The sequence below is a fragment of the Mycetocola sp. Y719 genome (assembly GCF_056713205.1).
The window spans coordinates 595,647-619,830 of the sequence record NZ_JBWYGY010000002.1 but is presented as its reverse complement, the minus strand read 5'-3'; the positions used below and the strand labels follow the sequence as shown (position 1 = coordinate 619,830).

General features: G+C 66.0%; 23 protein-coding genes. 17 read left to right on the top strand and 6 right to left on the bottom strand.

Annotation, left to right across the window (positions count from 1 at the left end):
* Window positions 1–3: 3 nt before the first annotated feature.
* From AC1M0F_RS09265 to AC1M0F_RS09255, 3 genes are read left to right on the top strand one after another with little or no spacing between them, the layout of a single operon-like run.
* Window positions 4–1,062 (top strand): aspartate-semialdehyde dehydrogenase, encoded by a 1,059-nt coding sequence (locus tag AC1M0F_RS09265; protein WP_480237940.1) that lies wholly within the window; start codon window positions 4–6, stop codon window positions 1,060–1,062.
* A 55-nt stretch (window positions 1,063–1,117) separates the two neighbouring features.
* Window positions 1,118–2,758, top strand: a complete 1,641-nt coding sequence (locus AC1M0F_RS09260) for a sensor histidine kinase (protein WP_480237939.1) — start codon at window positions 1,118–1,120, stop codon at window positions 2,756–2,758.
* Between the two features lie 2 nt (window positions 2,759–2,760).
* Complete coding sequence (locus AC1M0F_RS09255; RefSeq protein ID WP_480237938.1) at window positions 2,761–3,945, top strand: diguanylate cyclase; 1,185 nt, start codon at window positions 2,761–2,763, stop codon at window positions 3,943–3,945.
* Here AC1M0F_RS09255 and AC1M0F_RS09250 read toward each other — a convergent pair.
* Window positions 3,934–4,539 (bottom strand): MerR family transcriptional regulator, encoded by a 606-nt coding sequence (locus tag AC1M0F_RS09250; RefSeq protein WP_480237937.1) that lies wholly within the window; start codon window positions 4,537–4,539, stop codon window positions 3,934–3,936. The two genes, AC1M0F_RS09255 and AC1M0F_RS09250, sit on opposite strands and share 12 nt — an antisense overlap.
* 71 nt (window positions 4,540–4,610) lie before the next feature.
* Between AC1M0F_RS09250 and AC1M0F_RS09245 the strand changes: the two genes are divergently transcribed.
* The 6 genes from AC1M0F_RS09245 to AC1M0F_RS09220 all read left to right on the top strand — a co-directional run bounded on the left by AC1M0F_RS09245 (window position 4,611) and on the right by AC1M0F_RS09220 (window position 11,121).
* Window positions 4,611–5,027 (top strand): hypothetical protein, encoded by a 417-nt coding sequence (locus AC1M0F_RS09245; RefSeq protein WP_480237936.1) that lies wholly within the window; start codon window positions 4,611–4,613, stop codon window positions 5,025–5,027.
* 150 nt (window positions 5,028–5,177) lie between these two features.
* Complete coding sequence (locus tag AC1M0F_RS09240) at window positions 5,178–6,656, top strand: malate:quinone oxidoreductase (RefSeq protein ID WP_480237935.1); 1,479 nt, start codon at window positions 5,178–5,180, stop codon at window positions 6,654–6,656.
* 221 nt (window positions 6,657–6,877) lie between these two features.
* Window positions 6,878–8,134, top strand: coding sequence for a glycosyltransferase family 4 protein (locus AC1M0F_RS09235; protein ID WP_480237934.1), 1,257 nt, complete (start codon window positions 6,878–6,880; stop codon window positions 8,132–8,134).
* Between the two features lie 19 nt (window positions 8,135–8,153).
* Window positions 8,154–8,768 carry a thymidine kinase gene (locus AC1M0F_RS09230; protein ID WP_480237933.1) on the top strand — a complete coding sequence of 205 codons (615 nt, stop codon included), beginning with the start codon at window positions 8,154–8,156 and terminating at the stop codon, window positions 8,766–8,768.
* Between the two features lie 260 nt (window positions 8,769–9,028).
* Window positions 9,029–10,015, top strand: a complete 987-nt coding sequence (locus AC1M0F_RS09225) for a diacylglycerol/lipid kinase family protein (protein ID WP_480237932.1) — start codon at window positions 9,029–9,031, stop codon at window positions 10,013–10,015.
* 179 nt (window positions 10,016–10,194) lie between these two features.
* The gene (locus AC1M0F_RS09220; protein ID WP_480237931.1) at window positions 10,195–11,121 is read left to right on the top strand and encodes an alpha/beta fold hydrolase; all 927 of its coding nucleotides are present in this window, start codon (window positions 10,195–10,197) and stop codon (window positions 11,119–11,121) included.
* 3 nt (window positions 11,122–11,124) lie between these two features.
* Here AC1M0F_RS09220 and AC1M0F_RS09215 read toward each other — a convergent pair whose 3' ends face one another.
* Window positions 11,125–11,592, bottom strand: coding sequence for a VOC family protein (locus AC1M0F_RS09215; RefSeq protein WP_480237930.1), 468 nt, complete (start codon window positions 11,590–11,592; stop codon window positions 11,125–11,127).
* A gap of 167 nt (window positions 11,593–11,759) precedes the next feature.
* Between AC1M0F_RS09215 and AC1M0F_RS09210 the strand changes: the two genes are divergently transcribed.
* The 3 genes from AC1M0F_RS09210 (at window position 11,760) to AC1M0F_RS09200 (ending at window position 14,252) form a co-directional block, all read left to right on the top strand.
* Complete coding sequence (locus AC1M0F_RS09210) at window positions 11,760–12,791, top strand: aldo/keto reductase (RefSeq protein ID WP_480237929.1); 1,032 nt, start codon at window positions 11,760–11,762, stop codon at window positions 12,789–12,791.
* A gap of 299 nt (window positions 12,792–13,090) precedes the next feature.
* On the top strand, window positions 13,091–13,645 hold the full coding sequence (locus AC1M0F_RS09205) for a histidine phosphatase family protein (protein WP_480237928.1): 555 nt from the start codon (window positions 13,091–13,093) through the stop codon (window positions 13,643–13,645).
* A 229-nt stretch (window positions 13,646–13,874) separates the two neighbouring features.
* Window positions 13,875–14,252: a hypothetical protein gene (locus AC1M0F_RS09200; RefSeq protein WP_480237927.1), complete on the top strand. Its 378-nt coding sequence runs from the start codon at window positions 13,875–13,877 to the stop codon at window positions 14,250–14,252.
* Window positions 14,253–14,588: 336 nt separating this feature from the next.
* Here the strand turns inward: AC1M0F_RS09200 and AC1M0F_RS09195 are convergent, their stop codons facing one another.
* The 4 genes from AC1M0F_RS09195 to AC1M0F_RS09180 all read right to left on the bottom strand — a co-directional run bounded on the left by AC1M0F_RS09195 (window position 14,589) and on the right by AC1M0F_RS09180 (window position 18,506).
* Entirely contained in the window at window positions 14,589–15,932 is a 1,344-nt protein-coding gene (locus AC1M0F_RS09195) for an MFS transporter (RefSeq protein WP_480237926.1), read from the bottom strand.
* 129 nt (window positions 15,933–16,061) lie between these two features.
* Window positions 16,062–16,817, bottom strand: coding sequence for an SDR family NAD(P)-dependent oxidoreductase (locus AC1M0F_RS09190; RefSeq protein ID WP_480237925.1), 756 nt, complete (start codon window positions 16,815–16,817; stop codon window positions 16,062–16,064).
* Window positions 16,818–16,938: 121 nt separating this feature from the next.
* Complete coding sequence (locus AC1M0F_RS09185; RefSeq protein ID WP_480237924.1) at window positions 16,939–17,598, bottom strand: cyclodeaminase/cyclohydrolase family protein; 660 nt, start codon at window positions 17,596–17,598, stop codon at window positions 16,939–16,941.
* A 128-nt stretch (window positions 17,599–17,726) separates the two neighbouring features.
* Window positions 17,727–18,506 carry a hypothetical protein gene (locus AC1M0F_RS09180; RefSeq protein WP_480237923.1) on the bottom strand — a complete coding sequence of 260 codons (780 nt, stop codon included), beginning with the start codon at window positions 18,504–18,506 and terminating at the stop codon, window positions 17,727–17,729.
* 135 nt (window positions 18,507–18,641) lie between these two features.
* Between AC1M0F_RS09180 and AC1M0F_RS09175 the strand changes: the two genes are divergently transcribed.
* From AC1M0F_RS09175 to AC1M0F_RS09155, 5 genes are all read left to right on the top strand, one after another.
* The gene (locus AC1M0F_RS09175) at window positions 18,642–19,445 is read left to right on the top strand and encodes a DeoR/GlpR family DNA-binding transcription regulator (RefSeq protein ID WP_480237922.1); all 804 of its coding nucleotides are present in this window, start codon (window positions 18,642–18,644) and stop codon (window positions 19,443–19,445) included.
* A gap of 302 nt (window positions 19,446–19,747) precedes the next feature.
* A complete protein-coding gene (locus tag AC1M0F_RS09170) occupies window positions 19,748–20,953 on the top strand; it encodes a Gfo/Idh/MocA family protein (protein ID WP_480237921.1) in 1,206 nt (401 codons plus the stop codon).
* A gap of 44 nt (window positions 20,954–20,997) precedes the next feature.
* Window positions 20,998–22,299, top strand: coding sequence for an ABC transporter substrate-binding protein (locus tag AC1M0F_RS09165; RefSeq protein WP_480237920.1), 1,302 nt, complete (start codon window positions 20,998–21,000; stop codon window positions 22,297–22,299).
* 3 nt (window positions 22,300–22,302) lie between these two features.
* On the top strand, window positions 22,303–23,274 hold the full coding sequence (locus AC1M0F_RS09160; protein ID WP_480237919.1) for a carbohydrate ABC transporter permease: 972 nt from the start codon (window positions 22,303–22,305) through the stop codon (window positions 23,272–23,274).
* An 88-nt stretch (window positions 23,275–23,362) separates the two neighbouring features.
* Window positions 23,363–24,160 (top strand): carbohydrate ABC transporter permease, encoded by a 798-nt coding sequence (locus tag AC1M0F_RS09155; RefSeq protein WP_480237918.1) that lies wholly within the window; start codon window positions 23,363–23,365, stop codon window positions 24,158–24,160.
* Window positions 24,161–24,184: the final 24 nt, after the last annotated feature.

Here is a 24,184-nt window from a genome sequence, read left to right as displayed (position 1 = left end):
ACCATGAGCAACGGAGTGAACCTCGGAGTCGTCGGCGCCACCGGCCAGGTCGGCGCTGTCATGCGTCGTCTGCTGGAGGAACGGGAGTTCCCGATCGCGAGCATCCGGTTCTTCGCCTCGGCGCGCTCAGCAGGCTCCACGATCTCCTTCCGCGGCGAAGACATCGTCGTCGAGGATGCCGCGACGGCGGACCCGAGCGGTCTCGACATTGCCCTGTTCTCTGCCGGTGCAACCGGCAGTCGCGCCCAGGCCCCGCGGTTCGCGGCGGCGGGCGTCACCGTCATCGACAACTCGAGCGCCTGGCGGATGGACCCCGACGTTCCGCTCGTCGTCTCCGAAGTGAACCCGCACGCCATCGACGAGGCGACCAAGGGCATCATCGCCAACCCCAACTGCACCACGATGGCCGCGATGCCGGTGCTCAAGGTCCTGCACGAGGAGGCTGGCCTCGAGCGACTCATCGTGAGCACCTACCAGGCCGTCTCCGGCTCAGGACTGGCCGGCGCCCGTGAACTCGCCACCCAGGTCCGCGTCGCCGTCGAGGACGAGAACCTCCTCCAGCTCGTGCACGACGGACAGGCCGTCAGCCTCCCCGAGCCGGTCATCTACAAGCGTCCGATCGCGTTCGACGTCATCCCCCTCGCCGGTTCGATCGTCGACGATGGCGAGTACGAGACCGACGAAGAGAAGAAGCTGCGCAACGAGAGCCGCAAGATCCTCGAGCTGCCCGGCCTGCTGGTCTCGGGCACCTGCGTCCGCGTCCCTGTCTTCACCGGGCACTCACTGTCGATCAACGTCGAGTTCGCGCGCGACATCAGCCCGGAGCGTGCTATCGAACTGCTGGCGGATGCTCCCGGGGTCAAGCTCGCCGACATCCCGACGCCGCTGGAAGCCGCCGGCCAGGACCCCTCCCTCGTCGGACGGATCCGCGCCGACCAGAGCGCGCCTGCCGGAAAGGGCCTCGCCCTCTTCATCTCGAACGACAACCTCCGCAAGGGCGCCGCACTCAACGCCGTGCAGATCGCTGAACTCGTGGCCGCCCGGCTGCACGCCTCGGTCTAACCCCGTTCGGCCGGATCGCACAGGTACGGGTGCCGGGATTGCTAGTGTCACAAGCATGACCTTCCCGACGACGCGCGTCGAGTCGCACGGTCGGGCGCGCATCGAACGCTCGGTCTTCCTCTGGCAACTCCTGTTGTCGGTGGGCGTGCTCATCCTCGTCTGCATCCTCCTCGTCGTCGACATCGACCTGTCGACTCAACCGACGCTGCTTCTCGGCATCGCCCTGATCTTCGTGGCGACCATGGCGGCATCCGCCGTGCCATGGCGAAAGCTGTCCCGCCGCTGGGCCATTGCGCTGCCGATCGCCGACATCGTCGGCATCGCGCTCATCCAGAATGGCGAGCCGAGCCTCGGGGCGTCACTCTTCTACGTCTTCCCGGTGATCTGGCTGGCGACCTATTACGGGTTCTTCGGCGCGGTGCTCGGCCCGGTCCTGTCGAGCCTCGCGGTGTGGGGCGTCTGGCTGATCAACCCGGAGACCATCGAAACCACTCCGAAGCTGCTGGTCTTCCCGATCGTGCTGGCTTTCGTGTCAACGGCGAGCTACATCGGAACCCAGAAAAATCTCGCCCAGCGGAGGCTGCTGCGCCAACAGGCCGTACTCCTCGAGAGCGCGTTCGACCGCACCAGAAGCCAGGAACGCACCCTCGATGAGGTGCTCAACGCGGTCACCTTCGGCGTCGTGGCGTACGACCGGATGGCCAGGCCGACGATCGTGAACCGCGCGCACCGTGATCGTTTGCGACAGTTCGGTTTCGGCGAGAGCGAGATCGTTCCGGATGTGATCTATCGCGAAGACCGCGTGACACCGTTCGCCGAGGAGGACCGGCCCCACAAACGTCTGGCCAGGGGCGAATCCTTCGACGACGTCATCATGTGGTACGGCAATCCGGGCGGATTCCGGATGGCGCTGGCCGTCACCGGGCGGCCGCTGACCAACTCGTCGGGTGGGCAGGACGGTTCCGTCTGGGTGTCCCGCGACATCACCGCAGAGCTCGAGGCGATCGGGGCGCGAGACGACCTCGTCGTCTCGGTCTCGCACGAACTACGCACGCCGCTCACCTCGATCCTTGGATACCTCGAACTCGTTCTCGACAGCGAGGACGTCGGCGAGGAGAGCCGCGGACACATCGAAGTGGCGTTGAAGAACGCCGATCGACTGCTGTCCCTCGTCTCCGACCTGCTCGTGGCATCCCACGACGAACAGGTCGGTTTCCTGCTCAACTTCGCCCCGACCGACCTGGCCGTCATCGCTAAGCAGTCGATCCAGGCCCTCAAGCCGGTCGCGGAGGAGCGGAAGATCTCGCTGCTGCTCACGACGATCGGCGACCCGGTCGTCTACGCCGACGAGTTCCGCGTGCGCCAGGTCATCGACAACCTCCTCTCGAACGCCGTGAAGTACAACAACACCGGTGGCCGGGTCAGCATCGCCGTCATCGGCGACATCGACGAAGTCGAGATCTTCGTCTCCGACACGGGTCGCGGGATGTCTGCCGAGGACCAGAAGAACCTGTTCGAGCGGTTCTACCGCGCCGAATCCGTGCGTAATTCGACGATCCACGGCACCGGCCTCGGCCTCAGCATCAGCCGCGAGATCGCACGTGCACACGGCGGGGACGTCCGCGTGTCCGCCAGCAGCCCCAGCGGGACGACCATGGTGGTCACCCTGCCCAGAGAAAACGACGAGGACGCGTAGCCATGGAGTCAGCCACATCCGGCGCATCAGCTCTCGACTTGCAGACCCTTCTGCTCGCGAGCGGGATGGTCGTGGCCATCTGCGGGGTGTCCTTCATCGTCAACACGGTGTTCGGACGGAACGACCCGCCCGGTCGACTGTGGAGCGCCGCGTTCACCGCCGGCATCCTCACGACCGTCGCCTTTGCGATCTGGGGCGCCCAGCCGTCGGCGTGGTGGGCGATCGCGGTGGGGAACGCCTCCCTGGTTCTCGCGATGGGGTGCGTCTGGGCCGGCGCCCGGCTGTTCAACAACCGATCCTCGCGATTCCTCATCGTCCTGGCCGGGGCAGCGGTGGCGGCCCTTGCCGTCATCATCGAGGGTCCTGACGGCGGCGACTGGGCCGGCGGACTGGTCATGCTGCTCGGAGTCGCCGTGTTCTCCTCGCTCGCCGGATTCGAAGCTCTCACCGGGCGGATGCGACGCAACCTCAACGCACGCATCCTCGCGTCGCTCATGCTCATCGTCGCCTTCTACTACGCCACCCGCGCTGTGGTGTTCGCGACCGCGGGCCCGGACAGCGACGTCTTCCGCGACTTCTTCGGCACCGAGGTGACCACGTTCGTCACGATCCTCTTCGTCATCGTCGCGTCGACGTCGATGTCGATCCTCCGGGCGGAGCGATCGCCCGTGCGCGCGACCCGCGAAATCGAGCAGATCGACTGGAACGGCATCCTGCCCGACGCGCTCTTCGACTCTCCTGCCGTCGACCGGATCCTTCGTGCGACCCTCCACGGTGAACGGGTCGCGTTCATCGGGGCGGAGATCGACAACCTGTCGGACATGAACACCGCCTTCGGCCGGTCCTTCGGCGACGAGGCAATCGAATCGTTCTCGTCGATCCTGCACGACCACATGCCGACGACGGCGCTGCTCGGCCATCGCTCGTCCGCGAGGTTCGCCGCAATCGTGCTGGTCGACGATCTCGACCAGGCCTACTCGATCATCGAGGACGTCCGCGCCGCGCTGGTCGAGTCGCCGATCGACAACGCGAGCGGCCTTCGACTCGGCGTGAGCTGGGGAGTCACGATGATCGAACCGGGCAACACCGACATCGCCGCGCTGACCGCGGACGTGAACGCGCTCGTCCAGAAGTCGCGGGATGCCGGTGGCAACCGGATCGAGGGACGCCCCGCCTCAGCTCTGTAGTCGCTTCGCGGCGATGTCCTGGTGTGCGAGCCGTCGCATGGCCAGGATCACCGGTTCATACAGGGCAGTGCCGAGCACGGCGTATTCGATCGGACTGAGGTCGCTCGCCCCCATGCGCTGCAGGTCGAACTCGGCGATCCCACGGATCTGCCTGGCGTACACCTCGAGTCGCTGCTCACTCATCCCGATGCCGGCCTCTTCAGCTGCTTCGAGCGCGTGCTCGAGCTGAGCCGTCGCGGCATAACCGGGGTCGTAGACCTGGCCGATCTTCTCGAGGAGGGCTCGCGCCCTGGGGTAGTCGACGGCCGAGTCCTCGCGGTAGGGCGGCAGGCTCGCGACGGCCTGCCCCAGCGCCGCGAAAAGGTCGTCGCCGGGGTCGTCGATGAGATCGAGGACGATTTTCACCTTCTGGAGGGGGAGTCCTGCCGCCGACGTCAGCGCCTTGATCACGCGCAGCCGCCGTACGTGCTCCTCGGTGTAGTTCGCCTGCGTCGCGCCTGTCGATGTCCCCGACGGGAGAAGGCCCTCCCGGAGGTAGTACTTGACGGTCGCCAGCGGTACGCCTGTGCGCTCGACGAGAGCAGAAATTCTCACGGGACCCCTTGCATTGGATAGCAATAGTATCCAATACTGGATACCGCTACTATCCAACCACAGGAGTCGCCATGAATGCACCCAACCTCATCACAGCGGGGATCGTCCTCCTCACCGTGGTCGCGATCGAATCCGGCGGGCTCTTCCTTCTCAAGGTGGTGGGTGGAAAGCAGCGAGCAAATGCGCTGCAGACGAGTTTCTTCCGAGCCGGTCATGCACACGCCGGGGTCCTGGTGATCCTGGGGCTGGTCACGCTTCTCCTCATCGACGGGAGCGGGGTGGCCGGTGTTGCCGTGCTCGCTCCGACACTCGTGCTTTCGGCAGCCATCCTGATGCCCGCGGGTTTCTTCCTCTCGGTGACCGGAGACGACCCGCAGAAGCCGAACCGGTTCGCGATTCTGCTCTATGCGGGTGCGGCGGTGCTCGCCATCGGGCTGGTGCTCGGCGGGGTCGGGTTGATCGGGGCGGGGGTCGCGGCACTCGCCTGACCCCGTTCGGAGCTCCAACAGGAGTCGCGGACGAGAAACGGCCAGATCATCCTGTTGAACGTGCGTCGCGCGCCGTTCTTCCTGTTGAGCCCTGACGGCGCGTCTCCGCCGCGTGCCGAGAGCCCAGTTTCCGCGGCCTAAACTAGGTTCATGACCTCTTCCAGCCCGGTGGATGTCGCCCTCATCGGTGGCGGCATCATGAGCGCGACTCTCGCATCCCTGATCAAGCAGCTCCAGCCGGACTGGACCATCGAGATCTTCGAACGGCTCGGCGACGTCGCCGAAGAGAGCTCCAACCCCTGGAACAACGCCGGGACCGGCCACGCCGCACTCTGCGAGCTCAACTACATGCCGGAGGGCAAGGACGGCTCGATCGACCCGGCCAAGGCGATCAGCATCAACGAGCAGTTCCAGCTCAGCCGCCAGTACTGGTCGTCGCTCGTCGCGCGCGGCGTGCTCCGCGACCCATCGACGTTCATCAACTCGACCCCGCACATGACCTTCGTGCAGGGTGAGAAGAACGTGACGTACCTGCGCGAGCGGTACAACATCCTCAAGCAGCAGCCGCTCTTCGGCGACATCGAGTACTCCGAGGACTCCCGTGTCATCAACAAGTGGGCACCCCTCCTCATGCGCAAGCGTCTCAAGGGCGAACCGTTCGCGGCCACCCGGGTGGCGTCTGGCACCGACGTCGACTTCGGAGCACTGACGCACCAGCTGATCGACGCGACGACGGATGCCGGGGCGAACCTCCGCCTCAACACCGAGGTCCGTGGCCTGAAGAAGCAGAAGGACGGCACCTGGCTGATCAGCCACCGCCAGCTCGTCGGCAGGACCCCGGGGGTCACCAGGGCGCGGTTCGTGTTCGTCGGAGCAGGCGGATGGGCGCTCAAGCTGCTGCAGAAGTCCGGGATCCCCGAGATCGCCGGGTACGGCGTCTTCCCGATCTCCGGCCAGTTCCTGCGCACGGACAACCCGAAGATCGTCGCCGACCACCAGGCCAAGGTCTACAGCCAGGCGGCCGTCGGTGCTCCGCCGATGTCTGTTCCGCACCTCGACGCCCGTGTCGTCGACGGCGAGAGCAGCCTGCTCTTCGGTCCGTACGCCGGGTTCAGTCCGAAGTTCCTCAAGAACGGGTCCATTCTCGACATCGTCACGCAGGTCCGGCCGTCGAACCTCATCCCGATGCTCGCCGTCGCGAAGGACAACCCGAGCCTCATCAGCTACCTCGTCGGCGAACTCCTCGCCAGCAAGACGAAGAAGTTCCGCGCGCTGCGGGAATTCATGCCGACGGCCAAACCCGAAGACTGGTACCTCATCACGGCCGGCCAGCGCGCCCAGGTGATGAAGAAGGACGAGAAGAAGGGCGGCGTCCTCCAGTTCGGCACCGAGGTCATCGCCGCTGAGGACGGCACCATCGCCGGGCTCCTCGGGGCATCACCCGGAGCATCCACCGCTGTGCCGATCATGCTGGACGTGCTGAAGAAGTGCTTCCCGATCGAGTTCCCCAGCTGGGAACCGCAGATCAGCGGCCTGATCCCGAGCTACGGCACTACGCTGAACGACAACCCCACCCAAGCGTCGGCAGTGCTGGCGAAGACCGCTGAGGCACTCGCGATCACCCGCTGAGAGCGGCTCGGGCGGCTCGTTTTCTCGGCAAGATCTGACCCCATAGCACCGGTCCCCCATTTGGGGGAACCCCTCGCTGTCACTGTTGAGGAATCCTCAACCACGGCGGTATATTGAACCCAGACCGGGGGGTACGAGTTGGACACCCCGGATGGCCCGCGTGTCCCTTGCACCGTGCCGGCTGGGTGACACCACCACGGTGTCGGAGGGTGATGGTCGCGGTGGCTGCAGCAATTGGTTCGAGCGACAAACCCGGTGCGCTCTCGGTTCTCTACAGTTTCCCCGGCGCCATCGGCGGGCCCGGATTCGGCGCGATCGCCTGGCACCAGGTCGACCAGCTCGTCCGCGCCGGACACAACGTCACCATCGTCGTCGCGAGCGTCGCACGACCGGTGGTCGGTGTCAGGGCCATCGTCCGGTCACTCGATTTCGTCGGGCGTCGCATCCCGGAGCGCACCATCGGCCGCGCCCGTGCGTACGCCTGGCACGACTGGCGTGCCCGCCGGGTTCTCGCGTCAGGCACGTTCGATGTGGTGCACACGTGGCCGCTCGCGGCCGTCCGCACGCTCGAGCTGGCCGCGCGAATGGGCGTCACCGGCATCCGTGAGGCGCCCAACACCCACCTCGCCGAGGCCTGCACCCTGGTGAGCCGGGAGTACGCCCGGCTCGGGCTGGCGATCCCGTCGACCTGGTCGAAGTTCGGTGACGGGGACCGCCTCGAACTCGAGGAGCGGGAGTATGCGGCGGCGACCGCCCTGCTCGTCCCATCGGATGCTGTCGCCCGGTCCTTCCTGTCGCGCGGCTTCGACGCCGACCGCCTGATCCGGCACCAGTACGGGTTCGACCCCACGTGCATCCGTGTTCCTGTTCGCGAGGCGCACCACCCGTTCACCGCGGTGTTCATCGGGCGTTGTGTTCCCCGCAAGGGACTGCACTATGCACTCGAAGCGTGGCTCGCGTCGCGGGCGAGCGAGACCGGCCGCCTGCTCATCTATGGGGCATTCGACTCCGACTACCGCGAGCTGCTGAGCTCGTCGCTCGCGCATCCGTCCATCACCGTCTGCGGCCCGACCGAGAAGCCGGGCGCCGCGTACGCGAAGGCCGACGTGCTGATCCTGCCGAGCGTCGAGGAGGGCAGTGCCCTCGTCACCTACGAGGCCCAGGGTGCAGGAGTGATCCCTCTCGTGTCGTCTGCGAGCGGTGCCATGGTCGAGCACGGCGTCAACGGGCTCGTCCACGAAGCCGGTGACACGGCCGCACTGACCTCCCACATCGAACTGCTCTATGACCAGGAGAAAGCACGCCGTCAGCTCCGGACCGCCGTGCTGGCCGAGGCGCAGCGGCTCACCTGGTCCGTGGCGGGGCGCGTGCTCGTCAACGCCTATCGGGCGGCCATGGCTCGGCCGGCCGACGCCTACTACGGGCGCCCGTCCGAGCAGATGTCGTCGACCTGGAACAGCGACTCCGCCGTCTCCTGAGCGCCACTAAACTCAAGCCGTGGCAAAACTCTACTTCCGCTATGGCGCGATGAACTCTGGCAAGAGCACGGCCCTGTTGCAGGCTGCGTTCAACTACGAGGAGCGGGGTCACCACGTTCTGCTGGCGAAGCCGGCGATCGACACCAAGGCCGAGTCGAACATCGAGAGCCGGCTCGGAGTGACCCGTCCCGTCGACTACGTCATCGAGCCGGATGCCGACGCATACGCGGTCTTCCAGCACCACCGTGCCGAGGCGCTCGCCGCGAACGGGGCGGATGTCAGCTGCCTCCTCATCGATGAAGCCCAGTTCCTCACCGACGCACAGGTGAACGATCTCCTGCGGATCGCGCTGCTCGAGGGGATCCCGGTGCTGGCGTACGGCATCCGGACCGATTTCCAGACCGTGGCGTTCCCCGGCAGCCGACGCCTGCTCGAGGTCGCGCACAGCCTCGAGGAGCTCAAGACCATCTGCCGGTGCGGGCGAAAGGCGCTGTTCAACGGCCGGCGTATCGGCGACCGGTTCATCTTCGACGGCGACCAGGTCGCGATCGACGGCGTCGAGGTCACCTACGAGTCGCTCTGCGGCGTCTGCTACCTGCAGGAATCCGCAGGAGCGCTCGGCCCCGTCCGCTGAGACCCGGCACCTCCGCCGGGCGCCCGGTTCGCAACTGCGGAGATTCTCGAGCCGAACCGCTGTTTCGGGCCGCACCGGCCGCTATCGGGCAGATCTCCGAAGTTCACAACAGCGCCTGCGGGATCAGGCGCCCGTGTCAAGGGCACGGCGAGCATTCGTGATCGGCGTGGGCGCTGCCTAGGCTGTGTCTATCCAGGGGTTCCCTCCCCACTGTCGCCGCGTCGCCGAGCCCCCGTGCCGCACAAGAGGAAGCAGGACCCATGACCGAGCAAGCACCGACGAAGACAGCCACCAAGCTCGCCGCTGTCGTCTACAACCCGATCAAGGTCGATCTCGACGCGATCAAAGCTGTTGTTGCTCGTGAGCAGGATGCCGCCGGCTGGGGAGAGACCCTGTACTTCGAGACCTCCGTCGAGGACCCGGGTCAGGGCGCCACGAAGAAGGCGATCGATGCCGGAGCAGAGATGGTCATCGTTGCCGGTGGTGACGGAACGGTCCGCGCTGCAGCCGAAGCGGTGCACGACACGGATGCCACGCTCGCCCTGCTTCCGTCGGGGACCGGCAACCTCCTCGCGCGAAACCTCGACCTGACCCTGGACGATCTCGACCACTCCATCCACTCCGCGTTCGCCGGAAAAAACAGGGACATCGACCTCGGGCTCATCGACGTGCGCCACGGCGACGACTCCCTCACCAAGCACGTCTTCCTCGTGATGGCAGGCCTCGGTCTCGACGCGAAGATGCTCGCGAACACGGATGAGGACCTCAAGGCCAAGGTCGGCTGGCTCGCCTATGTCGGCGCGATCTTCAAGGCGCTCACCGACAAGAACGAACTGCGGGTGCGCTACCAGCTGGACGGCGCGAAGACGAAGTCAGCGCGCGCACACACGATCATCGTCGGCAACTGTGGCTCCCTCCAGGCCAACGTGCTGCTGCTCCCAGACGCCGCTGTCGATGACGGGCTGTTCGACATCCTGATCCTCCGCCCGGAGAACTTCTTCCACTGGATGCAGATCTCGTTCAAGATCCTCTGGGAGAACGGCGTGCTGCACCGCACGAAGCTCGGAAAGAAGTTGCCGACGAAGGAAGTCGACGCCCTCAACTACGTCAAGGCGAAGACGCTGACCATGCGCCTCAGCCGGGCCGAGGAGATCGAACTCGACGGTGACGGCATGGGTACGGCGAGTGCAGTGAAGATCCGGATCAAGCCGGGCGGCCTCACCATTCGGGTTCCACAGGACGCGTAGGTCACGCGACCCGGGTGAAATCCGCTCTCCGGGGTACTGGTTCGAGCTGCCGCCCTTGACTTCGACTCACCCGTCTGGGACGTTCGATGTGTCGACCCCTGGGCCCGTGGATACCCTCGGGAGCTGAACGGTCGACTGCTGGCCTGGGCGATAACGTCGCGAAGGCCTGGGAGCGAATCGTGGCGACGAGATCGAACGAATCAGCCGCAGCCCGACGCAGGGCACGGCGGACTCCGCGACGCCCCGCGTCGAGCCTCGCCGAGCGCTGGACGACGATCGACGGAGTGGATGTCTTCTACCGCGAGTCGCCCGAACCACCAGACGCCCGGGTGATGCTCCACCTGCACGGATTCGGCCTGTCGGGTCGCTACCTTCTCCCGACCGCCGAGCGACTGAGCAGCGAGTTCCACACCCTGGTCCCCGACCTCCCGAGCTTCGGACGAAGTGGCAAAGCGCCGTACTCCCTCGACGTTCCCGACCTCGCCCACGCCGCCGTCCGGTTCATGGATGACCGACAGGTCGACAAGGCGACTCTCGTCGGCAATTCGATGGGATGCCCCGTCATCCTTGAAGTTGCCTACAACTACCCGGAGCGGATCGACCGCGCGGTACTCGTGTCGCCAGCGGGCGGTGTGCACAACCAGCCGTTGCGTCGGGCGGTCGGGCAGCTCGCTCGCGACGGCGGCCGGGAGCCGACCAGCATGGTGCGGGTCGCGACCCCGGACTACCTCCGGTTCGGGGTCCCCAGCACAGTTCGGATGTTCCGCGCCCTCACCCAGTTCCCCTCGTTCCAGCGACTGCTCGACCTGGAGATCCCCACACTCGTCGTGATCGGTGACCGCGATCCGCTTCTCCCTGGTCCTGCGCGTGTGCAGGAGATCGCATCCCAGACCGACAATCAGGTTGTCATCGTCCTGATCGAAGGCGCCGCGCATGCGATCAACTTCAGTCATCCGGGCGAACTGTCGAATGTCATCCGTCTCTTCATGGCCGACAAACCCATCGTCGACGATCCGGACTCGCCCGGCACAACCCGGTCGTACGAGATCCACAGGGGCACGAAGCATCCGCGCCCCGAGGGCGGCACGGACCCTGCGTCGACGTGACGGTCAGGCGTTCTCGAGCTCTGCGATCACGATCTTCTTCTGCTGCATCATGACCTGGATCTGCTCGGGCCGGCGGGTGAGCTCACCCATGTTGGCGGGGATGATCTGCCAGCTGACCCCGAACCGGTCCTTGCACCAGCCGCACTGCTCAGACGAAGGAACGTGGGAGAGTTTCGCCCAGTACCGGTCGATCTCGGCCTGGTCGGCGCACGACACGATGAACGAGATCGACTCGTTGAAGGTGAACAGTGGCCCGCCGTCGAGGCAGACGAAATCGACGCCGTTCAACGTGAACTGACCGTTGATCACCTTGCCGGACATTCCGGAGAAGTGTTCGTCCAGCGATTCATCCGGGTACTCGTCGATCGCGACGATCCGCGAGTTCGGGAACACATCCACGTAGTACGTCATCGCCTCGCGTGCCTGATTGTCGAACCACAGGCACGGCTGGATCGGCGAGAGTTCGGCCATGGGGAACCTCCTTGTTCATCGAGAACATCGTCGATCACGCTACGCGGATGCGCGTCGCTGCGACACCCCTGAAGCGTGAGGAGGGTGAGTCGGCTCCGGCTCCAGCGCAACCCCTGTGAGCGAATCGGTGACACCGGTAGTGTCGGACACTCGATCAAGGGAGCTCCATGGAATACCGCACTCTCGGCAGGTCCGGCGCAGTCGTCTCGGCGCAGGCACTCGGCACGATGACATTCGGAGCGGAGGCCGACGAGGCCGACTCCGGCAACATCCTCGCCGCCTACATCGACGGTGGAGGGACCTTCATCGACACAGCGGACGTCTACAGCGCCGGGGTGTCTGAGGAGATCATCGGCCGCTGGCTCGCGAAGAACCCGACAGAGGCGCAACAGATCGTGCTCGCCACGAAGGGCCGGTTCCCGATGGGCACAGGGCCCAACGACGTCGGGTTGTCCCGCCGTCACCTCCGTGCGGCACTCGACGACTCGCTCGCCCGGCTCCAGGTCGACCACATCGACCTCTACCAGATGCACGCATGGGATGCGCTGACTCCGGTCGACGAGACCCTCCGCTTTCTCGACGACGCCGTGACCGCCGGCAAGATCTCGTATTACGGATTCTCCAACTATCTCGGCTGGCAGCTGACCAAAGCGGTCCACGTGGCATCCGCCCACGGGTTCACGGCGCCGGTGACGTTGCAGCCGCAGTACAACCTTCTCGTCCGCGATATCGAGCACGAGGTCGTCCCTGCTGCGCTCGACGCCGGGATCGGCCTGCTGCCGTGGTCGCCGCTCGCCGGCGGCTGGCTGAGCGGCAAGTACGAGCGGGATGTTCCTCCGACCGGGTCCACCCGTCTCGGCGAGAACCCGGAGCGCGGCATGGAGGCGTGGCAGGCCCGCAACGACTCCGAACGCACCTGGCGGGTACTCGATGTCGTGACCGAAATCGCTGACGCGCACTCGGCATCCGCATCGCAGGTGGCGCTCGCCTGGCTGGGCGCGCAGCCCGCCGTCACGTCGGTGATCCTCGGCGCGCGAACGGTCAAGCAGCTCACCGACAACATGGCCGCCGTCGAGCTCGACCTCAGCACCGACGAAGTGCAACGGCTGACGGATGCCAGCGCGCCGCAGCTGGACGACTACCCCTACGGTGAGGCCGGCATCGCCCAGCGGAACCGGCCCCTCGCGGGCGGCCGGTAGTCCGGAGCGACGGGGCGCGGTTTCCAACTTCGGAGATCGTGCCCCCACCGGCCTCATTCGCGGATGAGACGGCCTTCCAGGCGAGAATCTCCGAAGTTGGGGACGGTGCATCCCGAGCAAGTGGCCGCGCGGGCAGTGTTCGGCCGAGGTGTGCCCCGACGGTCAACAGGTGGAGACGCCGAGAAACGTGCGATTTCTCCTGTCGAACGTGTGCGCCTCGCGATTTCTCCTGTCGAGCGGCCGGCCCCACGACGGCGAGTACAGCATCCGCTCAGGCACCCCTCGGATACGGTGGAGCGATGACGACCATCGCCCTCGTGCGCCACGGTGAAACCGACTGGAACCTGCAGCGCCGCCTCCAGGGCCGTGCCGACATCCCACTGAACGAGACCGGGTTCGAGCAGGCTCGGGCGATCGCCTCCAGTTTCTCGCCTGACGAGTGGTCGCTTGTGCTCAGTTCTCCGCTCGTCCGCGCCGCAGCGACGGCTCGCGCGATCAGTGACGGATCGGGGATCCCGATGGGGGAGCCGGTCGAAGATCTGATCGAGCGCAGCTTTGGCCAGGCCGAAGGCGCGAACGCGGCCGACATCGCTGCGAAATGGGCGGATCGAGTCTTCCCGGACGCCGAACCTGTCGAGGCGGTTCGCGCCCGAGGTGCCGCAATCGTCGACGAGCTCGCGGGGCGCCACGAGGGCAACCTGATCCTCGTCTCGCATGGGGCTTTCATCCGGGCGACGGTCTTTGCCCTCACGGGTGAAGACATCGGCGGCATCGCGAACGGGGCGATCGTCCTGCTCGAAGCGACGGATACCGGCTGGTCGCTCCTGCCTGATCCGGTGGCTGCCGCCCGCTGACCCGCGATCCCGTGCCGAAGCGCACGATCTCGTTCGTCGGGTACTGGAAGCTCGGGAAGGCGCACTAGCCCGGGGCGAGCTCACGCTGAACAGGAGATTGCACGATTATCAGGACAAATCGCGCCGAAGCATCCTGCACATCGTGCGTTCTCCTGTTTTGCGTTCGTCCCTCCCGTCGCTGGGCGCCCGCATTCCTCCTCGCGACTCGACATCCCGCTACAGTTCAAGCATGATCACTGCTGCGGCCATCGTCGCTTGCCTCATCCTGTTGGCGCTCGCCGTATTCCAGGCCCTACTCATCGCGGGCCGCCCGCTCGGCCGGTACGCGTGGGGTGGGCAGCACGATGTTCTGCCGCGCAAGCTCCGCATCGGAAGCGCGATCTCGATCCTGCTGTACGCGGTGATCGCGATCATCATCCTCGAAAACGCCGGCATCGCGAACATGCTCCCGGAGCCCGTCGCTGAGATCGGCATCTGGGCGGTGACCACCTACTTCGCGATCGGGATCGTCATGAACGGCGTCTCGAGGAGCAAGCCGGAGCGCAACCTGATGACGCCGGTGTGCATCGTCCTCACGGTGCTCTGCCTTATCGTCGCGCTCGGCTGATCCCGTCACCGGCGCTTCGGGAGGAAATTCCGGGGGTCCATCGTCCATACGTCGGCGGACCCACGACTCTCCTCCCGAAACCCCGCTGCGGGCGGCCGGATGTGTCACCCCGCACCGACGTGCACGCCGGGCCCACGCTGTCATCACCCCGCACGACCGACCCCGCACAAGGAAAAAGGCACGAGACAAGGATGCCGCGGCCACAGCGTCCTTGTGCCGCGCCTTTCTCCTTGTCTCGTGTCGATGGTCCCACTGCTGATCGGGTGCAGACCGAGCCACGCGACCTCGCTGATCGGGTGCAGACCGAGCCACGCGACCCGGTGTATCGAGCTCCCGCTAGCGCGCGTCGACGTCGGCGGGCTCGCCGGCGTCGTCTGCGGAATCCACGTGCCCGCGCGGCTTCTGCTCGTGAGCCGCAGCCATCGCGGCCCGACCTGATGGCAGCAGGATCGCGACCACCATCACGAGGATCGTCGCGATACCGGCGATGATGAGCAGCACCTGCACGCTGATCACGTCGGCGAGCGGACCGAACACCGTCATGCCGATCGGCGTCGCGAGGGCCATGACGATACCGACGTAGCTGAACACACGGCCGTGCATCTCGGGCTCGACCGTCTCCTGGACGAGCGTCATGAACGGCGCCGAGAACAACGGAACAAGAAGCCCGAATGCGAACATGAAGCCGTAGAACACCCAGAGGTTCGGCGCGAGGCCGAGCGCGATCGTGAAGACCGCGAAGCCGAAGGTGGCGACGAGGATGAGCCCGATCCTGCTGCGCTTGGCGAGCAGGGTCGACACGAGGATGCCGCCGAGGATCATGCCGACGCTGAACGCGATCTCGAGCACGGTGACCATCCACACCTCGGTGCCGAAGGTGCGGGCGATGAGCAGCGGTGTGATGAACGACGGCGCAACGGTCAGCAGGAAGATGATCGCGAAGACACCGAGCAGCCAGCGGACGACCTGGTGCTCCCAGATGTACCGCATCCCGGCGACGAGGTCCTCACCGTAGCTCGTCGTCTTCGAGGCGATCGATGCCAGCGTCGGCACCGAGACGAAGACGAGGAACAGGATGCCGATGACCGCGGTCACCACGTCGATGAAGAACACCGGAACGATGCCGAACAGGCCGAACACGGCGCCGGCGACGGCTGGAGCGAGCAGCGCCATCGCGGACTGGATGGTGCCGAAGATGCCGTTGACCCGCATCAGTTGGTCTTCAGGAGCGATCTGCGGAATCATCGCCTGGACGGCTGGCGTCTGGAAGCCGGCGCCGATCGACCGAGCACCGACAGCGAGCAGGATGACCCAGAGGTCGGTGATGCCATTGGCCATGGCCAGGGCGAGGATGAACGTCACCACGGCGATCGAACCGTCGGCGATGATGACGAGGACGCGGCGGTTCATCCGGTCGGCGACGACACCGCCGAAGATCGACACGAGGCCCTGCGGCAGGAAGGCGGCCAGCGCGTAGAGCGCGATCGCGAAGCCCGACTGGGTCTCGAACGTGACGTACCACATGACCGCGTACTGCACGATCATCGAGCCGAACAGTGAGATCGTCTGCCCGCTCAGGAACAGCCCGACGTTCCGCTTCCAGTGGGCGGGCACCTCGGATGCTGCGGCGCCCGGTTCGAGGACGTCGTCGGAGGTGGATGAGGAAGGTTCAGAATTCACGTGTACAACCTACACAGGGCGTGTGACATCCGTCTTCCCTCTGCCGACGGAGATGCCCACACCGCCAGTTGCCGGGTTTGTGGGGGTGTGGGCCGGCCCGCACCCCCGCAAACTCAGCAACTCGCGGGTTTAGATGGCGGTGTAGCCGCCGTCGACCAGCACGTACGAGCCGGTCATGAAGCTCGCCTTGTCTGACAGCAGGAAGGTCGTGACGTTGGCGACCTCTTCCGGCCGGCCGAGTCGGCCGAGCGGATGCTTGGACTGCAGGCTGTCGAGGACCTCCGCAGGTGCGGCCTTCAGCAGCGGGGTGTCGATGTAGCCGGGGCCGACAGCGTTGATGCGCAGCCCCTGCGCGCCGTACTCGGCGGCCGCGTTCTTCGTGAGGCCGACGACCGCGTGCTTGGTGGCGGTGTATGCGGAGTTTCCGAGCGCGGCGACGGTTCCGTGGATGGATGCCATGTTGACGATGGCTCCGTCCGCTGCGCCTGCCTTCAGGATCTCCGGAATCTGATACCGCATGCCGTAGAGCACACCGTTGAGGTTGATGCCGATGACGCGGTCCCAGTCCTCGAGGTCGATCTCCCCGGTCGGGGCGTTGGCGCCACCGATGCCGGCGTTGTTCACGGCGTAGTTGAGAGCGCCGTAGGTCCCGACGGTGAACTCGACGGCCTTCTTGCTGTCGTCGGCCACCATGGTGTTCGCCTGGAACGCGGAAGCGGTGCCACCGGCAGCGGTGATCTCGTCGACGACGCGCGTCGCGGCATCCAGATTGATGTCGACAACCACCACCTTCACACCGTTGCCGGCGAGGTCCTTGCTGATTGCCTCACCGAGTCCCGAGCCGCCGCCCGTGACCAGTGCCGTCTTGCCTTCGAAGTTACCCATGGTGTTTCCTCCTGCGCGGGATCGTGTCCTGCAGTTGTATGTTCGGCCGGCCGAATTGTGAACCGTCACTAGGTCCAACGTAACAGTGGCAACCGTATTCCATAGCGACGCATGGAAAGGGTCACCCATCGACGGTGGGACCTGCCCGTCCCTCGATCTCCGCGGCCAGCCGATCGATACGGGCGAGAACGGCATCCAGATCCCGGACCGTCTGCCACAGCACCGGATGCTCCTCGCGAACGTCGGCCAGCGCCTCACCGCCCGCGGTGAGCGAGGAAAGATCGAAGCTCACGTTGGTGCGGGCGCCGGCGACAGCGGCACGGAGCGCACCGCACGCGACGGCGACATCGGCGACGAGCGCGGGGTTGCCGTGCCGTGCCAGCCATTCCAGGTCGGCGACGGCATCTGTGCCCTGCTTTCCGACGGCGGCCGACGCGCGTGCGGCCTCGACCGACGCCTCGCGGATGGCCTCGGCCCTGCCCGGCCCACGCTGCAGTCGAAACGCGCTTCCGAACGATTCGGATGCCGCAGCATCCTCGTCGGCGAGGCGGAGAGCGGTTTCGCGTCCATCCGCGGCGCGTCTCCGGAGGCCGTCGAGCTCGTCGCCGAGGTCGCCGTCGACCGTGGTGTACCCCGCAACCATCGAGGTCAGGCTGTACGCGATCGCGAGCATCACCCCGGCGGCGGCGCCCCCACCCGGCGACCCGGTGGATTCCGCCAGCGCTCCTGTCCATTCCTCGACCGTGGAGCGACGAGCCGACACCTCTTCAGAATGAGCCATGCTCCAGTGTCCCAGCCGCGTCGATCGGTCCCCAAAGGATGTGAAAACAACCGATTGGTCTCTCGGGGTCGTTCGGCCCCCTTCGACGCGCGATCACGGCAACCGTCGGATGCCGCATCGCCGGCCGGCTACGCCCGGAGCACCCCTCGCGGTTCGGTCCAGTGCAACCCCGAGCGAAGGTGCCCTGCAACCAGCCGCTCGAGCGAGGTCACGGGGACCACGACCGCCGGGTCCAGCACCTCAGCCAGCGGGCGACGGAAGACGAACTTCGCGACCGCGGCATCCCCCGAGCCGGAATGCCCGGTGCCGGATGCCGCAGGCGCCACGTCGAAGCGGGCGGCGAATGCGACGATGTTGCTCCCGCTCGGAAGCGCGCCAAGGTTGGCGTCGAGCAGCCAGGACGTGCACGTGATCGTCCCGCTCCCGAACAGAGCACGGCACTCGGCGATCGACCGATCCACGCGCTCGGGGTCGAGGGGCCCGTCCTCGGGGATGTGCATCGCCCGTCCGTCAGCGGTTGCCCGGCGTTCGAACTGCAGTCGTCCGAGGGTGATGACATCACCGCGCAGGAGACCGATCAGCCAGGGGATGTCGACATCGGCTCCGTATGAGTCGATCTTGCTGCCGACATCGGCCAGTGTCGCGGCCGTGACCTCCGGAGAGATCCCGAGCCTGACCTGCCGCCGCGCGGACTCCTCGCCACAGCTGATCAGCGCCGCCTCGAGAGACTCGACGCGTTGTGCTCCGGCATCTGGGAGGGCGTCCGAGACCGCGGCGACGAGCGATTCGAGTTCTCGGCTCCCGGCTTCCTGGTCGGTCCGCAGAGCCGCGATGATCGCATCGGTGACGCGCTCATCGGCGGGCACGCGAGGCATCGCGGCGAGTCCGAGCATCCGTGGCGTACTCACCGTCGTTCCCGGATGTATGACAAACTTGCTCAACTCTCAATGGAAATGATCGATATCGTCGTTGTTGAGCATAATCAATCACGACCGGTCAGGTTGTGACAGCAGATTTTCGGAACCAGGGGAAGGCGGCCGTCGATGATGCAGCAGGGTCGTCTCAATCTCGTGCTCGAGATCGTGGGGGAGCAGGGCAACGTCTCGATCGCAGACGTCAGCGATGCATTGGGGGTCTCGACCGCCACGGTGCGTCGCGACCTCAACCTGCTCGCCGAGCAGGGGCTCGTCACGCGAACGCACGGCGGGGCATCCGCCCTCGGCTCCGCGTACGAACTGCCGTTGCAGTACAAGATCGCCAGGCAGGCAGACGCAAAGGTCGCCATCGCGCGGGCCGTCGCCGAGCTCATCATGCCCGGCGAGTCTGTGGGCATGAACGGCGGAACGACCACGAGCGAAGTCGCACGGATGCTCGGACGCAGCGAACGACTCCGGGTCGGCGGAGACGTCTTCGGCGTGACGATCGTGACCAACGCCCTGAACATCGCCTACGAGATGTCGGTCCGCGAACACGTCAAAATCGTCGTGACCGGCGGGGTTCCGCGGCGGAAATCGTACGAACTCGTCGGCCCACTCGTCGGCGCAGCCATGCGCGGCTTCAGCCTGGACACCGCCGTCCTCGGCGTCGACGGCCTGAGCGGACCGTTCGGTGCGACCACCATCCACGAGGGCGAAGCGGATGCCAGCCGCGAGATCGCCGCGGTCGCCGGTCGCGTGATCGTCGCAGCCGACTCCACCAAGATCGGGCGGAGCACCTTCGCGCGGATCTGCCCGCTGAACCAGATCGACATCCTCGTCACCGACGTCGACGTGCCCGCGGACTTCGCGGCCGAGCTCACGACGGCAGGGGTCGAACTCGTCGTCGCGCAGCCCGTCGAGGCCCGATAGCGTCACCTGCTCACCCGTTCCGGACGCACTCACCCGGCGCACCTGGTGAGCGCGTCCGGAACGCGTGAGTAGACCGCCGACGCCCCGAGTCAGTGCGGCGGGCCATCCCGCGCTCCTCCCGAAGCCGGGCGCGACCGACGGATTCCGCTCGTGTTACGGCTCCGTAAACAAACACGGGTGACCCCTTGCGGCATCCGGACTGCGTTGTAGTGTCGTTTTGTGATCAGTTTGACCTCGAACGTGACAAAGTCGCGCAGGATGGTGCAAGATGTCAGAAGACACAACGAAGTGGGAGCGTACGGATGAACTCGGAATTCACGCAAGCGGATGAGACCCGGCTGACGGTCGCAGTGATCGGCGCAGGCCAGCGCAGCGAGATCGCACACCATGTCGCCGCGGCACGCCCCGGCGCCAGCGTCACCGCCGTCGTCGACAACAGCGAGCATGGCCGAGACCGTGCGCGCACCCTCTTCCCCGGAGCGACGGTCTACTCGACACTCACCGAACTGATCGCCGCAGGCGGGATCGACGCCGCAATCGTCACCACCCCCGACCACACCCATGAGGACATCGCCGTCGCGCTCCTCGAAGCCGGCATCGCCGTGTACCTCGAGAAGCCCCTGGCCATCTCGCTCGAGGGCGCCGACCGGGTCCTGATCACGGCAGCCGAAACCGGCACTCCGCTCTACGTCGGCCACAACTTCCGGCACGCCGCAGTCGTCCGAGTGATGCGCGACATCATCGAGCGCGGCGAGATCGGCGAGGTCAAGGCGGTCTGGGTGCGCCACTTCGTCGGCAACGGCGGCGACTTCTACTTCAAGGACTGGCACGCCGACCGCTCGAAGACCGGCACGCTCCTCCTGCAGAAGGCCAGCCACGACATCGACATCGTGCACTACCTCGCCTCCGGCTACACCCGCCGCGTCGTCGGCATGGGTGACCTCATGGTCTACGGCGGCATCACCGACCGCCACGAGCGCCCCGGCCAGACCATGATGGACTGGTTCTCCTACGACAACTGGCCCCCGGCCGAGCAGACCGGACTCAACCCGGTCGTCGACGTCGAAGACGTGTCGATGATGCTGATGACTCTCGACAACGGCGTGCAGGCGAGCTACCAGCAGTGCCACTTCACCCCGGACTACTGGCGCAACTACACGGTGATCGGCACCGAAGGTCGCCTCGAGAACTTCGGCGACACCGCCGGCGGAGTCGTGAAGGTCTGGAACCGCCGCCACGAATGGCAGGAAGCCGGCGACGCCGAGTACCCCATCGACGGTGTCGCCAGTGGGCATGAGGATGCCGATCGGCTCACCATGACCGAATTCCTCAACCACGTGCTCGACGGCACCCCGACGATCGTCTCGCCGATCGCCGCACGTGAAGCCGTCGCTGCCGGCTCACTGGCCGCCGCGTCCCTGCGCTCCGGCTCCGTGCCGCTGACCGTCCCAGAACTTCCCTCCGCCGTCACCGAACACTTCACCACCAGAACCTCCACCCTCGCCTGACCCCGTCATCACATTCGTTGCGTCACCCTCGAAAGGACCTCAGCATGACCTCGTCCATCTTCCCCACCAGGCGTGTCAGCGCCGGCGTGGCCGCAGCAGTCGGCCTCGTCCTCGTCGTGAGCGGCTGCAGCTCCAGTGCCGGCCCGAGCGACTCATCCGAATATTCGGCTCCTGACAAGGACCTGAAGGCATCCATCACCTATGGCCTCTGGGACCAGAACCAGGTTGCAGCCATCGAGGAGAACGTCAAGGCGTTCAACGAGGAGTACCCGAACATCGAGGTGAACGTCAACGTCACCCCGTACGCCGAGTACTGGACCAAGCTGCAGACGCAGGCATCGAGCGACACCCTGCCTGACGTGTTCTGGATGAACGGGCCGAACATCGGCCTCTATGCCTCCAACGGCCAGCTCGAGCCCATCTCAGGAGCCGTCGAGGCCGACGACATCGACCCCGCGAACTACCCCGAGTCGCTCGTCGACCTCTACAACGTCGACGACGTGCAGTACGGGGTCCCGAAGGACTTCGACACGATCGGCGTCTGGACGAACAAGGCGCTGTTCGAGCAGGCCGGCGTCGAACTCCCGACCGAGGACTGGACCTGGGAAGACTTCCAGCAGACCGCAGCCGAGATCTCGACCGCGCTCGAGGGCCAGGGCATCTACGGCGGTGCAGGCGGCATGGACGGTCAGACGACCTACTACAACACCATCCTGCAGGCCGGCGGATCCGTGATCGACGATGGTACGTCCGGTTACGCTTCCGAAGAGTCGCAGGCCGGAATCCAGTTCTGGACCGACCTCATCGCCAGCGGAGGATCACCGAGCATCCAGCAGCTCACAGACACGACCGCCGACCAGTGGTTCACCTCGGGCAAGCTCGCCATGTACTGGGGCGGCAGCTGGTTCCGTTCGGCACTGACCGACACCGACCTCGCGGCCGACATCACTGTTCTTCCCCTCCCCGCAGGTGAAGAGCAGGCCACCGTTATCCACGGTGTCTCGAACGTCGTCTCAGCGACGTCCGAGAACAAGCAGGCCGCGCAGGCGTTCCAGGTCTTCCTCGCCAGCGAAGAAGCACAGCAGCAGCAGGGCGACGCCGGAGCGATGATCCCGGCGTACACCGACACGCAGGATGCCTTCACCGAATCGATGCCGGATGCCAACCTGCAGGTCTTCCTGGACGCTGTCGCCTACTCCCAGCCGCTCCCGGTGAGCAACAACTCCGCCGCATGGAACGCCCTCGAGACCGAGCTGCTGCCGCAGGCGTTCTCAGGAGAGCGCCCCGTGGAGGAGGTCGCCACCGAACTCGCCGAGAAGATGGACGCGGCTCTCGCCGAGGAGTAACCAGTGACAACCACCACGCACACTCCCGGCTCGCCCGCTCCGACCAGCACTGGTCGGGCGGCGCGGGCCGGGAGGGGCGCCCCCGCTGCGCGTCGCCGCCGCACCGCGGGCGACGGCATCTGGCCCTGGCTGTTCCTCGCTCCGCTCGTCGGCGGGATCGCGGTGTTCTACTTCTGGCCGATCCTGCAGACGGCGTTCTACTCGCTGACCGACTGGGGGGCGTTCGGCGGCTGGGACTTCGCCGGCTTCGAGAACTACGTCAACCTCTTTGCAGACCCGGCGCTCTACCTCTCTTTCGGCAACACGCTGCTGTACACGGGGATCGTGATGCTCGGCATCCCGATCGCCGTCTTCCTCGCCAGCTTGCTCAACCTCCCGGGCCTCCGCTTCGCCTCGCTCTACCGAGTCCTCTTCTTCCTCCCGTACGTCGCGATGCCGACGGCGATCGCCATGGTCTGGCGCATCATCTTCAACGGCGACTTCGGGCTGCTCAACTACGGCCTGGGCTTTCTCGGCATCGACGGGCCGTACTGGATCAGCACCCCCGGCGCAGCGACGGTCGCCGTCGCCATCGTCGGACTGTGGTCGTCGCTCGGTTTCGCCATGATCGTGCTCGCCGCCGGACTGAAGAACATCCCGCCGGAGATGTACGAGGCATCCGAACTCGACGGTGCGAGCCGCTGGCGACAGTTCCGGTCGATCACGGTGCCGCTGCTCACACCGAGCATCTTCTTCATCACCATCGTGACGATCATCTCCAGCTTCCAGGTCTTCGACCTTCTCTATGCGATCCTCGGCAGCTCCAACCCGGTGCTTCCGAAGAGCATGTCGCTGGTCTACTTCTTCTACCGCGAGGGCTTCGTGAACAACGACAAGGGCTACGCCGCGGCGATCGCCATGGTGATCTTCGTCATCATCGGAATCGTGACCGCCATCCAGTTCCGTCTCCAGAAACGGTGGGTCCAGGTTGACTGACGCAGTGACATCCGTCCGCGTGCCTCCTGTCGCGCGGGAATCAGCTCCGACCGCTCGTCGGCGTCCGCGCCGTCGCGGGGGCTCCCACGTGGTCGCGCACATCGTTCTCGGAACCGGCGCCGTCATCATGGCGTTCCCGTTCGTCTGGCAGATCATCATGTCGCTGTCGACGAACCAGGAGGTACAGAGCGTCACACCGGTGTTCTGGCCCGCAGAACTGCAGTGGGACAACTACGCAGCGGTGTTCACGCGGTTGCCGTTCCTCGACCAGCTGACGACATCCGTGCTCATCACGGTGATCCGCACGGTCGCCCAGATCCTGTTCTGCACGCTGGCTGGGTACGCGTTCGCCCGGATGCGGTTCAGGGGGAGAGGACTCCTGCTCGCGCTGGTGCTCTCGATCCTCATGGTGCCGTCGCAGGTGTACCTGCTGTCGCAGTACCAGATCGTGCAGAACCTCGGGCTGCTCAACTCGCTCTCCGGCCTCGTGCTTCCCGGTCTGTTCAGTGCGTTCGGCACCTTCCTCATGCGCACTGCGTTCCTCGCGATGCCGGTCGAGCTCGAAGAGGCCGCGCGCCTAGACGGTGCGAACCCGTTCCAGGTCTTCTGGAAGGTGATGCTGCCGCTCGCCGGCCCGACGATCAGCGTGCTCGCGATCACGACCGTGCTGTGGTCGTGGAACGAGCTGCTCTGGCCACTCGTGGTCACGACATTCAGCGATCGGATGCCGCTGTCCGCGGGCCTCGCGACGCTGATCGGTGACCGCACCACCGACTATCCGGTGGTGATGGCCGCGAGCCTGCTCGCGATGGCGCCCGTGTTGATCATGTTCATCGTGCTGCAGCGTCGCGTCATCGATGGCCTGGCGTCGAGTGGCCTGAAGTAAGCGCAAACCAGCATCATCTGAACA

What these genes read in the sequence shown, in the direction of transcription:
- AC1M0F_RS09265 (WP_480237940.1), top strand. Translation starts at nt 4, where the DNA reads ATGAGCAACGGAGTGAACCTCGGAGTCGTCGGCGCCACCGGCCAGGTC.
- AC1M0F_RS09260 (WP_480237939.1), top strand. Translation starts at nt 1,118, where the DNA reads ATGACCTTCCCGACGACGCGCGTCGAGTCGCACGGTCGGGCGCGCATC.
- AC1M0F_RS09255 (WP_480237938.1), top strand. Translation starts at nt 2,761, where the DNA reads ATGGAGTCAGCCACATCCGGCGCATCAGCTCTCGACTTGCAGACCCTT.
- AC1M0F_RS09245 (WP_480237936.1), top strand. Translation starts at nt 4,611, where the DNA reads ATGAATGCACCCAACCTCATCACAGCGGGGATCGTCCTCCTCACCGTG.
- AC1M0F_RS09240 (WP_480237935.1), top strand. Translation starts at nt 5,178, where the DNA reads ATGACCTCTTCCAGCCCGGTGGATGTCGCCCTCATCGGTGGCGGCATC.
- AC1M0F_RS09225 (WP_480237932.1), top strand. Translation starts at nt 9,029, where the DNA reads ATGACCGAGCAAGCACCGACGAAGACAGCCACCAAGCTCGCCGCTGTC.
- AC1M0F_RS09215 (WP_480237930.1), bottom strand. Translation starts at nt 11,592, where the DNA reads ATGGCCGAACTCTCGCCGATCCAGCCGTGCCTGTGGTTCGACAATCAG.
- AC1M0F_RS09210 (WP_480237929.1), top strand. Translation starts at nt 11,760, where the DNA reads ATGGAATACCGCACTCTCGGCAGGTCCGGCGCAGTCGTCTCGGCGCAG.
- AC1M0F_RS09205 (WP_480237928.1), top strand. Translation starts at nt 13,091, where the DNA reads ATGACGACCATCGCCCTCGTGCGCCACGGTGAAACCGACTGGAACCTG.
- AC1M0F_RS09200 (WP_480237927.1), top strand. Translation starts at nt 13,875, where the DNA reads ATGATCACTGCTGCGGCCATCGTCGCTTGCCTCATCCTGTTGGCGCTC.
- AC1M0F_RS09190 (WP_480237925.1), bottom strand. Translation starts at nt 16,817, where the DNA reads ATGGGTAACTTCGAAGGCAAGACGGCACTGGTCACGGGCGGCGGCTCG.
- AC1M0F_RS09185 (WP_480237924.1), bottom strand. Translation starts at nt 17,598, where the DNA reads ATGGCTCATTCTGAAGAGGTGTCGGCTCGTCGCTCCACGGTCGAGGAA.
- AC1M0F_RS09175 (WP_480237922.1), top strand. Translation starts at nt 18,642, where the DNA reads ATGATGCAGCAGGGTCGTCTCAATCTCGTGCTCGAGATCGTGGGGGAG.
- AC1M0F_RS09170 (WP_480237921.1), top strand. Translation starts at nt 19,748, where the DNA reads ATGAACTCGGAATTCACGCAAGCGGATGAGACCCGGCTGACGGTCGCA.
- AC1M0F_RS09165 (WP_480237920.1), top strand. Translation starts at nt 20,998, where the DNA reads ATGACCTCGTCCATCTTCCCCACCAGGCGTGTCAGCGCCGGCGTGGCC.